We start from the raw sequence: 14,578 nt of genomic DNA, 5'->3' as shown, positions 1-14,578 counted from the left end.
GACGATTCGCCGCCGCGTGCACCGTTGGAGACGGTGGGCAATTCGCGTGCGGCGTGGCAACATCGACCGGGTGACCAGCAGCACCGCGGCCTCGCGTTATTTGGACGAACTCACCCGGTTGCGCCGTGTTCGGGACCGGATCGACCGGGAGTACCACCGGCCGCTGGATGTGCCGGCGCTGGCGCTGGGGGTGCACATGTCGGCAGGCCACCTCAGCCGCGCGTTCCGCCGCGCCTACGGCGAGTCACCGTACTCCTACCTGATGACGCGGCGCATCGAGCGTGCGATGGCGTTGCTGCGCCGAGGCGATCTCAGCGTCACCGAGGTCTGCTTCGCGGTCGGCTGCGGCTCGCTGGGCACCTTCAGCACGCGGTTCGCCGAGCTGGTCGGCGTGCCTCCCGGTGTTTACCGGCACACCGCGACGCACGCCGCTGCCGGTGTGCCCACGTGCGTGGTCAAGCGGGCGAGCAGGCCGGTCAGGAATCGAGAAGCGCGGGGCTGCCTCGCGCAACTACTCTGAACCGCCATGAGCCTGAGCATTCACTCCAGTTTCCTGCCGCACGAGGACCCCGAGGCTTCCCTGGAGTTCTACCGGGACGTCCTCGGATTCGAGGTTCGCAACGACGTGGGCAACGGCAGGATGCGCTGGGTCACGGTCGGGCCCGCCGGGCAGCCCGGCACCTCCCTGGTCCTCGCTCCGCCTGTCGCCGACCCGGGTGTCACCGACGACGAACGCCGCGCCATCACCGAGATGATGGCGAAGGGCACCTACGCCATGCTGCTGCTGGCCACCGACGACCTCGACACCACCTTCGAACGACTGCGAGTCGCCGACTCCGAGATCGTTCAGGAACCCGCCGAGCAGCCCTACGGCGTTCGGGACTGCGCCGTCCGCGATCCCGCCGGCAACCTGCTGCGTATTCAGCAGCGTTGACTCGACCGGCGGGCACCGCCACCAGCCGCAGGTGGGCTACGGGAACCCCGCCGTCGAGACCTCCGGCAGGGCCGCAGCGCCGCGTGGACGAGGCGGCATCGGACACACTGATCGGACGGGTTCGAGATCACAGCCGTCGGCAGCGATGGCCGAGACGCGCACCACACAGGGAGGCACGATGAGCACCACCGAGGAAACGCACCCGCACTCGCACACTGCCGACAGTCACGATCTGATCCGCGTGCACGGCGCGCGGGAGAACAATCTCGCCGATGTCGGCATCGAACTCCCCAAACGTCGGTTGACGGTGTTCACCGGGGTGTCGGGTTCGGGGAAGAGTTCGCTGGTGTTCGACACGATCGCCGCGGAGTCGCAGCGGCTGATCAACGAGACCTACAGCGCCTTCCTGCAGGGATTCATGCCCACGCTGGCCCGCCCCGAGGTGGAGGTGCTCGACGGGCTGACCACGGCCATCATCGTCGACCAGGAGCGGATGGGCTCCGATCCCCGTTCCACGGTCGGCACCGCCACCGACGTCAACGCGATGTTGCGTGTCCTTTTCAGCAGGCTCGGGCAGCCGCACATCGGCTCGCCGAAAGCCTTCTCGTTCAACGTGGCCTCGATCAGCGGGGCGGGGGCGGTCACGTTCGAGCGTGGCGGGAAAACCGTGAAGGAACGTCGTGACTTCAGCATCACCGGCGGCATGTGTCCACACTGCGAAGGTCGCGGCTCGGTCACCGATTTCGACCTGTCCCAGATCTACGACGCCGACAAGTCGCTCAACGAGGGGGCTCTCACGGTTCCCGGCTACAGCATGGACGGTTGGTACGGTCGAATCTTCCGCGGCTGCGGCTTCTTCGACCCCGACAAACCGGTCCGCGACTTCACCGCGAAAGAGCTCGACGCCCTGCTGTACCAGGAGCCGACCAAGATCAGGGTCGATGACGTCAATCTCACCTACGAGGGGCTGATCCCCAAGATCCGTAAGTCGATGCTGTCCAAGGACGTCGAAGCGATGCAGCCGCACATTCGCGCGTTCGTGGAGCGGGTGGTGACCTTCACCACCTGTCCGGAGTGCGAGGGCACCCGGCTGAGCGAGGCGGCCCGCTCGTCGCGGATCGCGGGCGTCAGCATCGCCGACGCCTGCGCGATGCAGCTCAGCGACCTGGCCGAGTGGGTTCGTGACCTCGACGAACCGTCGGTGGCACCGTTGCTGGCCACTCTGCGGCACACGCTCGACTCGTTCGTGGAGATCGGGCTGGGCTACCTCGCTCTCGACCGCCCGTCGGGCACGCTCTCGGGTGGTGAGGCACAGCGGGTGAAGATGATTCGCCAGCTCGGTTCCTCGCTGACCGACGTCACCTACGTCTTCGACGAGCCCACCACGGGCCTGCATCCGCACGACATCGGGCGGATGAACGATCTGTTGCTGCGGCTGCGGGACAAGGGCAACACGGTGCTCGTCGTGGAACACGAGCCGGAGGCGATCGAGATCGCCGACCACGTGGTCGATCTCGGCCCCGGCGCGGGAACATCCGGGGGCAGTGTCTGCTTCGAGGGCACCGTCGCCGGGCTGCGGGCCTCGGGCACGGTCACCGGTCGTCATCTCGACGACCGGATCGGGCTCAAGGACACGGTACGTGAGCCCACCGGCGCGCTGAAGATCCGCGGTGCGGCGGCGAACAATCTGCGCGGGGTCGACGTCGACGTCCCGCTGGGGGTGCTCTGCGTGGTCACCGGCGTGGCCGGTTCCGGCAAGAGCTCACTCGTGCACGGTTCGCTCCCCACCGGGGAAGGGGTGGTGTCCATCGACCAGGGGGCGATCCGCGGTTCACGCCGGAGCAACCCGGCGACCTACACCGGGCTGCTCGACCCGATCCGCAAGGCGTTCGCCAAGTCCAACGGCGTGAAACCGGCGCTGTTCAGCGCCAACTCCGAAGGTGCCTGCCCCAACTGCAACGGTGCCGGTGTCGTCTACACCGACCTGGCGATGATGGCCGGGGTGGCCACCACCTGCGAGGAGTGCGAGGGCAATCGGTTCCAGGCCTCGGTGCTGGAACACCGTCTCGGCGGTCGTGACATCAGCGAGGTGCTGGCGATGCCGGTGGCCGAGGCCCAGGAGTTCTTCGGTTCCGGAGAGGCTCGCACTCCCGCGGCCCACCGGATCCTGGCGCGGCTGGCCGACGTCGGGCTCGGCTATCTCACCCTCGGGCAGCCGTTGACGACGCTGTCCGGCGGCGAGCGGCAGCGGCTCAAGCTGGCCACCCACATGGCGGTCGACGGCGGGGTCTACGTCCTCGACGAGCCGACAACCGGGCTGCATCTCGCCGACGTCGAGCAGCTGCTCGGGCTGTTCGACCGGCTCGTGGACTCCGGCAAGTCGGTCATCGTCGTCGAGCACCACCAGGCGGTGATGGCTCACGCCGACCGGATCATCGACCTCGGCCCCGGCGCGGGCCACGAGGGTGGTCGGCTCGTGTTCGAGGGCACACCCGCCGAGCTGGCCGCCGCACGTTCCACCCTCACCGGCAGGCACCTGGCGTCCTACCTGGGCTGCTGACCGAGCTCCACCACCGGGCGGTTGCACCGCCCGTTCCCAGTGGGGAGGGCGGTTCGGGCTCAGCCGGGTGTTGCCCGCGGTGTGCGGAGGAATTCGCCGACTGCCTCGGTCTGGCGCGGCAGCAGGTGCCCCGCCTCGTGGCGTGGTCGCCGCCCACCAGCCCTCGAGTGACCCCACGAGTGCCACGTTTTCCAGCCCCAGCGCGTCGAGGACCTCGTCGAGCCAACGCGCGTGGTCCGCGGAATCCAACGGTGGACGGCTGGGGCGCTTGGGGCCGGGCTCGCCGACGATGTCGACGGCGTAGAGCCGGAACCGCTCGGCCCAGGTGGGCACGTCGGCCGGCCGGTTCAGCGCGTTCGAAACGGAACCGCGCAACAGCAGCACCGCCTGACAGCGCCCGAGCCGTCGCTATGACGATGCGTCGTGGGGTGGTGGGGTCTCGTCGTCGAACCGTGCGCGTGCGCGCTGCACGGCGGGCATGTGGGCGGTGCTCCAGTGCAGGAGTGCGTCGATGAGGTCTTCGAGGGTCCCGCCCAGCGATGTGATGCGGTATTCGACGGCGATCGGCCGGGAGCTGATGATCACACGCTCGATCATTCCGTTGCGTTCGAGGCGTCGCAGTGTCGCGGTGAGCGACTTCTGCGTCACGGTGGGGATCGCGTGGCGCAACTCGTTAAAACGTGAGGGCTTTTCGCACAGTGCTTCGAGCACCTGGAGCGACCACTTGTCAAACACTTGGTCGATCAGCTCGCGGTGTGCCGCGGTGAGCTGCGTGGTTTCGGTCATGACACCTGGTTTCGTTGAAGTTACCTGCAGGTACCAAGTACACATGAGATACCTGCAACTGACAAGACGAGGAGCTTTCACATGGCCGTGCGACTTCGAAGTCCCGAGGGCATGATGCGCCCCGTGCCGTACCACCACGTCGCGATCGGTGCGGGAACCCGCCAGATCCACATCGCAGGCCAGATCGCCCGCGATGCCCGGGCGAACCCCATCGCCCCGGGTGATCTCACCGGCCAGGTCGCGCAGGCACTGCGCAATACCGCGCTCGGATTGACCGACGCCGGAGCGAGCTTTTCCGACGTCGTGCGCCTGAAGTTCTACGTCACGCGTTGGAGCCCCGAGAAAACGGACGACTTCCTGGCGGGTATCGAGCGTGTCAGGGCCGAACTCGGGCTGCCGGATCCGTTGCCGCCGTCCTCGCTCCTCGGGATCGACTATCTGTTCGAACCCGACGTGCTCGTCGAGGTCGAAGCGACCGCGGTCCTCGACTGACCCCAGTGCGACACGGGTTTCTCGTTCCCGCTGAACCAGGTCCTTCCCACCGCCCCGGCGACGTAGCGACGACCGGAGCGTGTGGCTCGAGAACGGAGCAAGTCAGGTATGAATGTCTTCATCATCGGCATCACCGGGGGCGTGGGCGGTTTGCTCGCGCGAAAACTGCTTTCTCGTGGTGTCAACGTGCACGGGCTCGTGCGCGGGGAGGCGCAGCGGGCCGAGTGGGCGGCACAGGACGTGAACGCCACGACCGGGGAGCTCGCGAGCATGTCCGAAAAAGAGCTGGCGGCGACGTTCGCCGAGGTCGACACGATCGTTTTCACCGCCGGCTCGAACGGCGGTGCCAAGGAGACCACGAAGGCGGTCGACGGCGAGGGGGTCGAGAAGGCGATGGCGGCCGCTCGCGCAGCCGGTGTCGACCGCTTCGCACTGGTGTCCGTGCTCCCGGAAGCGTGGCGGGAACGGGAGCTGGGCGAGGAGGTGGAGTACTACTTCGCCGTGAAGAAGAACGCGGACATCGCGCTCTCCCGCAGCGAGCTGGACTGGCTGATCCTTCGCCCCTCGCTCCTGCTCGACGAACCGGGGAGCGGAACCGTCTCACTCGGTCCTGCGGAGTTCCACGAGCGGATAGCTCGCGACGACGTCGCCGAGACACTCACGGAGCTGCTCCGCGAACCACGTTTCGGTCAGCGGATCCTCGAACTCAACACCGGTTCCACACCGATCCGCGACGCCGTCCGAGCCAACATCGGCGAGCGCTGAGGTGTCTCAGCGCCGCCTTCGATGAATTCACGGTGGACAGCGTGTCCCTGGCAAGGGATTCACGTGCCTGGCTGTGCAGCAACGTGTACAGGAACAACCGCCACGGATAGCGTCGGTTCTTCGGAAACGCTCCGGCCTCTCCGGAGAGGGGACGTCTCATGACAACACCGGCACGTACCACCTGGCTGGTCACCGGAGTCGCCGTCGTCGGACTCGCACTGATCGCGGCGCTCTTCCTGGTGCCCAAGCTCGTCGTTTCGGGAGAGGAAGACGGCGAAACGATCTCGCACCGTCTTCGGTCGCAACACAACGAGGGGCACGACACCCGGCCGCGAAGCACCGACGAGTACTGGACCGAAAAGCGCATTCGCGAGGCGGAACCTGCGGGACCGGTCGCTGTCAGCCCGGTTCCGTACCGCGAATTGGCCGCGGGTGCCGGGATCCTCATCGTGGTGGGAACGACGATCGTGTGGCTGCTGCGGCGACAGCGGCGGGGTTGATTCTCGGTCCGTGGACAGCTCATCCACGTGTGCCGCCCGAGTAGGAGGCACTCGACAACCGCTGCTCGCTCACGTCTGCGCTGCAGCCGGGTTGTTGTGCCCGGCAGTTCACGGCGCCACGCGGTGTCACGGGTAATCGGATACTGCATCTTCAGTGTCGAACGAATCGAAACCAACCTAAACGGGCAAAAGAACACCGAGTTGCCGAGACGGACAAACCGTCTCCTATACTCCGACGGGAGGGGAGTACTTCCTCGCGTTGACCCGGTCAGTACGGACATCAACACGGTGTCCCCGGGAAGCGGCCCCGCCCCGGGGTGAAGGAGACCTCGAACGACGTTGTTCGGGAGGTCTCGAATGTCGGATGCCCCCCTGGTGATCGCCGCGGGCACGCAGTCGGTGGGCACACCGTGGTTGTGGGCGATCAGTATCGGTGTGCTGTTGGCCCTGCTGATCGTCGATTTCGCGATCACGCACCGCCCGCACGAGGTGGCATTGCGGGAGGCGGTCGGCTGGTCGGTGTTCTACCTGGCGTTGCCGCTGGTGTTCGGACTCGGACTGTGGTGGTGGTTCGGCACCGATCAGGCCCTGGAGTTCTTCGCCGGGTTCGTGGTGGAGAAGTCCCTGTCGGTGGACAACCTCTTCGTGTTCATGCTGCTGCTGACCGCTTTCGCCGTCCCCACGGCACTGGTACAGCGTGTGCTGCTGTACGGCATCGTGGGAGCGCTGGTGCTGCGGGGCGTGTTCATCGCGATGGGTGCCGCGCTGCTGCAGGCGGGCACCTGGGCTTTCCTGGTGTTCGGCGCGATCCTGTTCGTGACCGCAGTAAAGATTCTGCGTGAGGCGCTCGGCGGTGAGTCCGTCGAACGTGACGTGTCGCAGATGCGTTCGGTGCGGTTGCTGCGTCGGTTGATGCCCGTCACGGAGGAGTACCACGGGGCGAGCCTGACGGTGCGGCAGGCGGGTCGTCGCGCGTTGACACCGATGGCCGTGGTGGTGGTGGCGGTGTTCGCCACCGACGTGGTCTTCGCCGTGGATTCCGTGCCCGCGGTGTACGGCATCACCGAGGATCCCTACCTGGTGTTCACCACCAACGCTTTCGCGCTGCTGGGGCTGCGGGCGTTGTATTTCGTGCTGAGTTCGGTGCTGAGTAAACTGGTGTATCTCAACCACGGACTGGCGCTGATCTTGGCGTTCATCGGTGTGAAGTTGATACTGCACTGGGCGCACGGGGTCTGGCCCGCCGTTCCCGAGATCGCCACCCCGGTCTCGCTGTCGGTGATCGTGCTCATTCTCGTGGTGGTGACGGTGGCCAGTCTGCGTGCCGGGCGTCGTTCCGTGGAGAAGGAGTCGGCGAACGGGGGCTGAGCATGCTCATCGGAGTTCTCGTCGAGGTCGGTATCACCGTTTTGGTGGTGCTGACGCTGTTGATCAGTTGCTTGGTGCTGGCCGTGGCGCGGCCACCGCGGTCGTCGTGCAAGGCTGCGGCTGCCCGCAGGGGAGGCGGGCAGCCGCTGTTCCCGCGGGGCTCCTGAGAGCCTCCCGGAGACGGCGGTCGTCATGACCACCCCGTGCCCTGGGAGCACGGGGTGGTGGTCGCCGAGGAAGGCGACTTCGAGCGCCTCCCGCGTACACCCCCCCGCGCTGGTGACGCTGCAGGAACCGCTGCATGTAACGACGGACGCACGTCGTGCCTGAGCGCTTCGTCTGGTTCGTGTTCTGTGTTCGTCAATGTGCTTCACGATCAAAACACCAGGGTAATACCTAGATTTTTCAAGATCGAAATCATGGACCGTTCGTAATTGGGTGATAATCTCTGGGTGGTCATTTGTGGTCAATGGTAGTGCTCAATTCGATAGCGTCGAAGAGTGGCCATTGAAGGTTATGCACTCAATTGGTGAGCCGGGGGTTCGCTCGGAGGTACTGACTTCCGGTGGTGATGTGTAGTGTTCGTTTTTTCGGTGTTCTGGTGGGTGGGGATGGCGTTTGCCGGTTAACCGAGATCGCCGATGGTGTTGGCGTGATTCGATGTCTCGTGCAGCGGTGAGTTCCGAGATGCCGTGAGGATGGCGGTGGTCAGCTCCTGGTGCACGCCATGGCGTCGATGTTTCCCCCGGTGCGGCCTCTCCTGGCCACGTCGGTCCCCGGTCGGGATGAGTACACCATCTACGAGGGTGAATCGTCCGTGGGAGTCCTCAAGCGTGGCGTGCACCCCGTCCAACGTGTCGGCCAGGACGGGGCTCGTTCCGACGCGCCACCCAGGAAATCGTCGACTGGCTCGTGTTTCGGAACGTCGCCAGTTGTTTCTGGGCCAGATTCCTCCTATAGGACTCCAACGGCACCACCAGGGCCATGAACACCGACAACGTGTTCCGCACGCCAACTACGACAAACACACCACGTTGGCCGCAGACGCGCGGGGATACCGACCTGCTCGGACGTCTCACGGCAGTTCGGCACCACCGGAGTCCCGCTGTCCCAACCATCATCCCCGCTGAACAGCTATGGCATAATCCTGAACCGCTGAGATCGCCTCCATGACGTACGGGCGACAAGCGGGTTGGAATTCCAATCGCTGATCATGCGGTTTCGGCTGGTATTTTGGCCGACGGAAGGGATAAGGACGGTGGCGATGCGTTTACTGGCGCGGACCTTGCGTGGGTTGGAGGACGTCGCCGCCAGGGAAATAGACGAGTTTGGTTTCGGCCGGGTCGAACACAGCCGTCATCGCGAGGTGTGGTTCACCACGGACCGCCCCGACCCCCGCCTGCTGGACCTGCGTACCGTCGACGATCTGTTCCTGCTGGCCGAGGTCATCGAGGGCGTCGGGCACACGAAGACGGATCTGGCCAGGCTGGTCGATGCCGCCCGGGCGAGCGATCCGAACGAGCTGCTGTGGTGTCGGAGCCGCTGCGGCGGCTCCGACACCACGACGAGCGTGGACGTCGCCGCATCTTTCCTCGGTAAACGCAACTACAACCGCTACGACATCGAGGACGCCGTCGGTACCGAGCTAGCGGAGGCTGTCGGGCTGCCCTACCACTCCCGACGAGAGGGCAGTGCTCCGCCTGCAGGGTCCTCGTCGTTCCGGGTCACGATCGAGGGCACCCAGGCGGCACTGGCCCTACGCATCCATGACCGGCCACTGCACCGCAGACGCTACAAACAAGCCTCGACACCGGGGACCTTGCACCCACCGATGGCCGCTGCCATGGCCTTGCTGGCGGGTGCCCGTCCGGGGGACACCATGCTCGATCCCTGCTGCGGAACGGGTACGATCCTTATCGAGGCCGCCGACCTGGGGCTGGGAGCACGGCTGCTCGGTGTCGACCATGACCGGAATGCGCTGGAAGCGGCCACGGCGAACGGCGCCTTGATGGGAACCGCAGCGACCTGGCTTCTGGCCGATGCGGGCAGGTTGCCCGTGGATTCCGGTCGGGTCGATCGGATCGTGAGCAATCCTCCCTGGAACCGCCAGGTGCCCGCTCACGGTTCGCTGACCGCGCATCCGGATCGATTCTTCACGGAAATCCGGAGAATTCTGGCTGCCACGGGGCAGGCGGTGCTGCTGCTGCACGACGTGGAGGAACAGTGTTCCGTGGCGAAGGCCAGCGGGCTGCAGGTCCACGACATCCGTCAGCTGAGTCTGTTCGGCACGCACCCCTCGGTCGTCACGCTCACCAGGTGAGTGGGTCGTGTGCCGCCGCCGTTTGACGGCGGTGATCGTCTCCCGGCTACCTGGAAGGTGTCGAGGCGCCCTCCCGGCCCGTGGCGGCACGTTCGTAGTCAGCCCGCTGAGCTACTGCCCGAGCTGTGCACCGAGATCTCACTCCAGAGGGCGCGTGCCGCGGGGTCCGCCGCGGACTGCAACCGGGTAGATCCCGGGCCGAACGGGGATCGATGCGCTCCCAATCGTCGTCGGATCCGGCCGGTGCCGGAAGCTCCACGAGCCGGGTCGGCACTTTGCTCACCTCGATGAGCAGTTCGAGTAACGAGCCTACCGGGACGGCCTCGCCCCGTCCGATCCCGATCGTCGCCCCCGTCCTCCGGGGGCGTGACGCGGCCATAATCGCCTCGGAAACGTCTCGTACCTCCACGTGATCCCGATGGGTATGGAGTGCCGTCAACTTGATGGTCGCCGTCTCGCCACGGGCAGCGGCCTTGGCCAGTTGGCCCGCTCCCCGTCCTTGAGGACTCTCCGAAGAAGCACCTGGACCCGCCACATTCGCGATCCGCAGCACGCCGGCGTGGACCGTCCCCGCGGCAGCGGCCAGCAGAACTTCCTCGCTGGCGGCACGTTTGCCCCTGAGGTAAGGGTTGGTCGCCGGTCCGCTGATCGTGGGTGCCCAGGTAGGCAATGTGAACATCGGCGCTTGTGACCTGCGGATCAGCATCTCCGGCCACGCCACAGGTCCGGACGAAGTTGCCGCGGCCGCCGAGCAGGTGCTGCGCGCCGCCCGCCGGAGGTGAGGCGCTGTTTCCGGTGCGGATACGCCCCGGACACAGCGTTGCCGGGTGTCTTTGCCCTCCCATCTGCCGTCCGGGGCGGGGCTGGGCTCACTGCCCGGGAGTGGGGAAGTCCTCGCTCATGCCGATGGCTCGCATCGTGTGGGCCAGGTGTTCGCGCAGCCTGCGTTTGGCCTCGGCCGCGTCGCCGTCGCGGAGGGCGGTGGCCAGTCCGTTGTGCTGTTCGGTGACCGCGGTGCGCCGGGAGGATTCGTGGGTGCGGGCGGTGGAGGTGATGCGCAGCTGGCGGTCGCGGAGTGCGCTGTAGAGGTCGGTGACCACGGGGCTGTCGGCGGCGGTGACCAGTTGTGCGTGGAAGTCCCGATCGGCTTCGTGTATTTCGGCGTCGGTGAGTTGGCCGGGGTCGCAGGCGGGGTGGTCGAGTAGCCGTTGTCCGACTGCGGCGAGGTGCTGCTCGCCGAGGGCGGCGAGTTTGTCGATCGCGAAGCTTTCCAGGGCGAGGCGGGCTTCCAGCAGCGAATGTGCTTCGGCCGGGGTGATCGGTACGACCATGGCGCCCCGCTTGGGGTACAGCCGCAGGAATCCCTCGCTCTGCAGTCGCAGGAAGGCTTCCCGCACAGGGGTGCGCGACATGCCCAGTGTTTGAGCGATCTCCCCTTCGGACAGCAGGTGTCCGTCGGGGTGACTGCCGTCCAGAAGTCCTGATTTGACGTGCCGGTAGGCGCGGTCCGTGGCGGGTTGCCGCTGCCGGCCGCCGGAGGGGGGCGGGGCCGTCTCCGAAGGTGTTGTGTTCGACACGGTGTCATTCTACTTCCACCCGACTTGTATCTAAGATGCATCCAAGTTTGGAGGTGGCTGTGCGCGTCACGATCGGCCTTTCGGAATCCTCGGTCACGACCCCCGCCCCGACGGCGGCGTCACGACGGGCCTGGCTCGTGTGGTCGGTGGCGGCGGCGTGTTACTTCGTGGCGCTGTTTCACCGGGCGAGCCTGGCCGTGGCAGCCGACGCCGCGCTGGAGCGATTCGCGGCAGGTCCCGCGGCGTTGTCGGTGCTGTCGGCTCTGCAGTTGGGGATCTACCTGGCGTTGCAGATTCCGGCGGGTGTCCTGGCCGACCGGATCGGTCCGCGACGGCTGATCACGGTGGCCACGTTGGCGTTGGCCGTGGGCTCGGCGGTGTTCGCGGTCAGCGCGTCCCTGCTGGGCGGGCTGGCCGGGCGGGCGTTGATCGGTCTGGGTGACGCGTTCCTGTTCACCAACGTCCTGCGGCTGGCCGCGCAGTGGTTCCCGCCCGAGAGGTTCGGCAGAATCGCGGCGTTGACCGGGCTGGTCGGCGGGGTGGGCCAGTTGGCGGCAACCGCTCCGTTGGCCGGCTCGCTGCGCGTGCTGGGGTGGCTGGGCACGTTTCTGGGGGCGGCCGCGCTGACCGCGGTGCTGGCGGTGGCTGCCTGGGCGATGGTGCGGGACCGGCCGGGTGGCACGGATTCCGGTATCGCCTCGGACGGATCCCCGGGCGGTTCGCAATCGGAACCGGTGGTGACGGCCCTGCGGACGGTGGTCTCCGTGCCGGGGACCTGGCACTCGTTCTGGGTGCACTTCGTGATGATGGGCCAGTTCGTGGCGCTGACGGTGCTGTGGGGGCCGCCGTGGTTGATGCAGGCGCAGGGCTACGGTGCCGCGGCCGCGGGGAACTGGGTGCTGTTGTGTGTGGCGGGGTTTCTGGCCGGTGCCTGGGTGTGTGGGCAGTTCGTGGCGGGGCGGCCGGCCCGTCGGGAACGGTTCGTGCTGGGGTTGTCGCTGCTGTTGGCCGTGGTGTGGCTGACCGTGATCGGCTGGCCCGGGGCGTTGCCCGTCGCGTTGTTGGCGGTGTTGCTGGTGCTGATCGGGATCGGTGGCGGGGCGGCGATGCTGGCTTTCGACGGCGCCAGAACGGCCAACGCGGCACACCGCTCGGGGCTGGCCGTGGGCACCGCGAACATGGGTGGCTTCACCGCCGCAGTGTTGATCCAGCTCGCCGTGGGTGGGCTACTGCGGATGACGGAGGGGTTGGCGGCGGGCCTGTCCTACCGGTTGGCCTACGTGCCGGTGTTGCTGGTGATCGTGGTGGGCGCGCTCGGTCAGCTTCGGCAGTCGCGGCGCGCCCGTCGGCTTCACCGTGGTGGGTGAGGTCGGTTTCAGGGCACGCGTCCGACTCCGACGTAGCCGTATCGGCAGCTGCGCTGTTCCTCGCTCAGGGCTTGTTGGGCGGGACTCCAGTCGGGGTAGTGCACGAGTCCGGGCGGGACCAGCTCGGTTCCGGAGAACCAGCCTGCGATTTCGTCGTGGGTGCGTAGCACGAGTTGTTCGTCGGCGTGTTCGTAGGAGGCCACGACTTGGTCGATTTCACTCTGGAGGTCGGGGGGCAGGTTGTCGTCGCTGGCTTGTGAGATCGCCAGGTAGCTTCCGGAGCTGAGTTGTTCGCGGTAGGTGGCGATGATGTCACCGGGCCGGTCCTGCGGGCCGATGAACAGTAAGACGCCGACGATGAGGAGCCCGACGGGGCGGGAGAAGTCCAGTAGTTCGCGGGTTTCGGGGTGGTCGAGGACGGCTCGGGGGTCTCGCAGGTCGGCGTGCAGGATCGTGACGTTGGGGTTGTCGGCCAGTTCGGTGCGGGATGTGTTGTAGGCGATCGTTTCGTAGTCGACGTAGACGACTCTCGCTCGCTGGTTGTGCTGTGCCGCGATTTCGTGGACGTTGCCCACGGTGGGGATGCCCGAGCCGAGATCGAGGAACTGGTCGATTCCCTGCGCGGCCATGTAGTGCACGGCGCAGCGCAGGAAGGAGCGGTTGAGTTGTGCGCCCAGTGACCAGCGGGGAGCTGATTCCTTGATGCGTTCGGCCAGTTGCCGGTCGGCTTCGGTGTTGTGGTTGCCGCCGAGGAACACGTCGTAGAGCCTGGCTGAGTTCGGGCGGTCCCCGTTGAGTTCCGCTGTTGTCTCGTCCATGGGGTGCTCGCGTTCGGTTTCGGGTGATCTTGTCGGGCACACTGTACGTGTGCTGTCGGTGACTGCCCAGCTCTCGACGGTGACCGGCGATGGGGTGGTTCGCCGGGTTCGACGGTGGTTGCCCGCTGGCTGGCTGAGGGCCGTGGGGAGCAGGGCCGCGGGCGGTGTTCGGAGTAGTCGACGGGGAAGATCGGGCACTGTGCCGGGGATTCGGTCCGGCCTAGCCTGTTTTGGAAAGCGTTTTCTTTCCCGGCAGGAAAAGGTAAGAGCTTTGTTGACAGGTATTTCGTCCCGAATTCGGAAAAGTGTGTACCTGGCGACGTTGGCCGCGTTGACAGTGGTGGGAATGGTGGTGGCGGTTCCGTACGGTCACGCCGAAGTGCCCGTGCCGGATGCGCAGGGCGAACAGGCTGTTGATGCCACGATCACTGTCGAGGGCACACTGGACGGTGGTCTGACCCGGTACTACGGCGAGGGAGACCTCGGCGGTGGTGGCCAGGACGAGGGGCAGCCCCCGATCTTCGAGCTCGCCGACGGGGCCACGCTGCAAAACGTCATCATCGGAGCCCCGGCCGCCGACGGGATCCACTGCGAGGGTTCCTGCACCCTGCGCAACGTGTGGTGGGAGGACGTCGGCGAGGACGCCGCGACGTTCGACGCCGACGACGCCTCGGCCACGATGACCGTGCAGGGCGGCGGCGCCCAGTACGCCGAGGACAAGGTGTTTCAGGCCAACGGCGCGGGAACCATGACGATCAGCGATTTCCAGGTTGAGGACTTCGGCAAGTTGTACCGTTCCTGCGGCAACTGCAGTGATCAGGTCGATCGCCACGTGATCATCGACAATGTGACCGCCACCGCTCCCGGCGACACGCTGGCCGGTGTCAATATCAACTACGGTGACACCGCCGAGTTCTCCGACATCACGATCGTCGGTGACTCCGAGATGGGCGTCTGCTCCTGGTACGAGGGCACCGAGGACTCCGGGGAGCCCGAAGAGGTCGGCAGCGGGCCGGGGGAGAACTGCCTCTACGACCAGTCCGACATCACGTTCGAATGATCTCGTTCGCCACTGCCGGAGCCCGACAGTG

Annotated in this window: 15 protein-coding genes; 11 read left to right on the top strand and 4 right to left on the bottom strand. The window is 66.5% G+C overall.

The window, feature by feature from the left end:
* The first annotated feature begins 70 nt into the window (after positions 1–70).
* From BLR41_RS06955 to BLR41_RS06945, 3 genes are all read left to right on the top strand, one after another.
* On the top strand, positions 71–520 hold the full coding sequence (locus tag BLR41_RS06955) for a helix-turn-helix domain-containing protein (RefSeq protein ID WP_092627244.1): 450 nt from the start codon (positions 71–73) through the stop codon (positions 518–520).
* Positions 521–526: 6 nt separating this feature from the next.
* Positions 527–934 carry a VOC family protein gene (locus tag BLR41_RS06950; RefSeq protein ID WP_092627134.1) on the top strand — a complete coding sequence of 136 codons (408 nt, stop codon included), beginning with the start codon at positions 527–529 and terminating at the stop codon, positions 932–934.
* A gap of 178 nt (positions 935–1,112) precedes the next feature.
* A complete protein-coding gene (locus tag BLR41_RS06945) occupies positions 1,113–3,494 on the top strand; it encodes an ATP-binding cassette domain-containing protein (RefSeq protein WP_092627243.1) in 2,382 nt (793 codons plus the stop codon).
* Between the two features lie 408 nt (positions 3,495–3,902).
* On the opposite strand, the gene BLR41_RS06940 is transcribed toward BLR41_RS06945, so the two are convergent.
* Complete coding sequence (locus BLR41_RS06940; RefSeq protein WP_092627133.1) at positions 3,903–4,280, bottom strand: winged helix-turn-helix transcriptional regulator; 378 nt, start codon at positions 4,278–4,280, stop codon at positions 3,903–3,905.
* Positions 4,281–4,361: 81 nt separating this feature from the next.
* Between BLR41_RS06940 and BLR41_RS06935 the strand changes: the two genes are divergently transcribed.
* The 6 genes from BLR41_RS06935 (at position 4,362) to BLR41_RS06915 (ending at position 9,725) form a co-directional block, all read left to right on the top strand.
* Positions 4,362–4,772 (top strand): RidA family protein, encoded by a 411-nt coding sequence (locus BLR41_RS06935; protein WP_092627132.1) that lies wholly within the window; start codon positions 4,362–4,364, stop codon positions 4,770–4,772.
* Between the two features lie 108 nt (positions 4,773–4,880).
* Complete coding sequence (locus tag BLR41_RS06930; protein ID WP_092627131.1) at positions 4,881–5,537, top strand: NAD(P)H-binding protein; 657 nt, start codon at positions 4,881–4,883, stop codon at positions 5,535–5,537.
* A 158-nt stretch (positions 5,538–5,695) separates the two neighbouring features.
* A complete protein-coding gene (locus BLR41_RS06925) occupies positions 5,696–6,037 on the top strand; it encodes a hypothetical protein (RefSeq protein ID WP_092627130.1) in 342 nt (113 codons plus the stop codon).
* A gap of 357 nt (positions 6,038–6,394) precedes the next feature.
* The gene (locus BLR41_RS06920) at positions 6,395–7,405 is read left to right on the top strand and encodes a TerC/Alx family metal homeostasis membrane protein (protein WP_092627129.1); all 1,011 of its coding nucleotides are present in this window, start codon (positions 6,395–6,397) and stop codon (positions 7,403–7,405) included.
* 2 nt (positions 7,406–7,407) lie between these two features.
* A complete protein-coding gene (locus tag BLR41_RS22790) occupies positions 7,408–7,572 on the top strand; it encodes a hypothetical protein (protein ID WP_176797856.1) in 165 nt (54 codons plus the stop codon).
* A 1,097-nt stretch (positions 7,573–8,669) separates the two neighbouring features.
* A complete protein-coding gene (locus BLR41_RS06915; protein ID WP_092627242.1) occupies positions 8,670–9,725 on the top strand; it encodes a methyltransferase domain-containing protein in 1,056 nt (351 codons plus the stop codon).
* Positions 9,726–9,771: 46 nt separating this feature from the next.
* Here the strand turns inward: BLR41_RS06915 and BLR41_RS23975 are convergent, their stop codons facing one another.
* Positions 9,772–10,404, bottom strand: coding sequence for an NAD-dependent epimerase/dehydratase family protein (locus BLR41_RS23975; RefSeq protein WP_176797855.1), 633 nt, complete (start codon positions 10,402–10,404; stop codon positions 9,772–9,774).
* Between the two features lie 190 nt (positions 10,405–10,594).
* Positions 10,595–11,302: a GntR family transcriptional regulator gene (locus BLR41_RS06905; protein ID WP_092627127.1), complete on the bottom strand. Its 708-nt coding sequence runs from the start codon at positions 11,300–11,302 to the stop codon at positions 10,595–10,597.
* Positions 11,303–11,361: 59 nt separating this feature from the next.
* Here BLR41_RS06905 and BLR41_RS06900 point away from each other — a divergent pair, with 59 nt between their 5' ends.
* Entirely contained in the window at positions 11,362–12,669 is a 1,308-nt protein-coding gene (locus tag BLR41_RS06900) for an MFS transporter (protein ID WP_245693945.1), read from the top strand.
* An 8-nt stretch (positions 12,670–12,677) separates the two neighbouring features.
* Here BLR41_RS06900 and BLR41_RS06895 read toward each other — a convergent pair whose 3' ends face one another.
* The gene (locus BLR41_RS06895) at positions 12,678–13,487 is read right to left on the bottom strand and encodes an SAM-dependent methyltransferase (RefSeq protein ID WP_092627125.1); all 810 of its coding nucleotides are present in this window, start codon (positions 13,485–13,487) and stop codon (positions 12,678–12,680) included.
* Positions 13,488–13,833: 346 nt separating this feature from the next.
* On the opposite strand from BLR41_RS06895, the gene BLR41_RS06890 reads away from it, so the two are divergent.
* The gene (locus BLR41_RS06890) at positions 13,834–14,547 is read left to right on the top strand and encodes a pectate lyase (protein WP_176797865.1); all 714 of its coding nucleotides are present in this window, start codon (positions 13,834–13,836) and stop codon (positions 14,545–14,547) included.
* Positions 14,548–14,578: the final 31 nt, after the last annotated feature.

This window comes from Actinopolyspora mzabensis (assembly GCF_900101095.1).
GTDB classification, from domain to species: domain Bacteria; phylum Actinomycetota; class Actinomycetes; order Mycobacteriales; family Pseudonocardiaceae; genus Actinopolyspora; species Actinopolyspora mzabensis.
The sequence above is the reverse complement of the archived record's forward strand: the minus strand, read 5'-3'. Positions and strand labels throughout refer to the sequence as shown.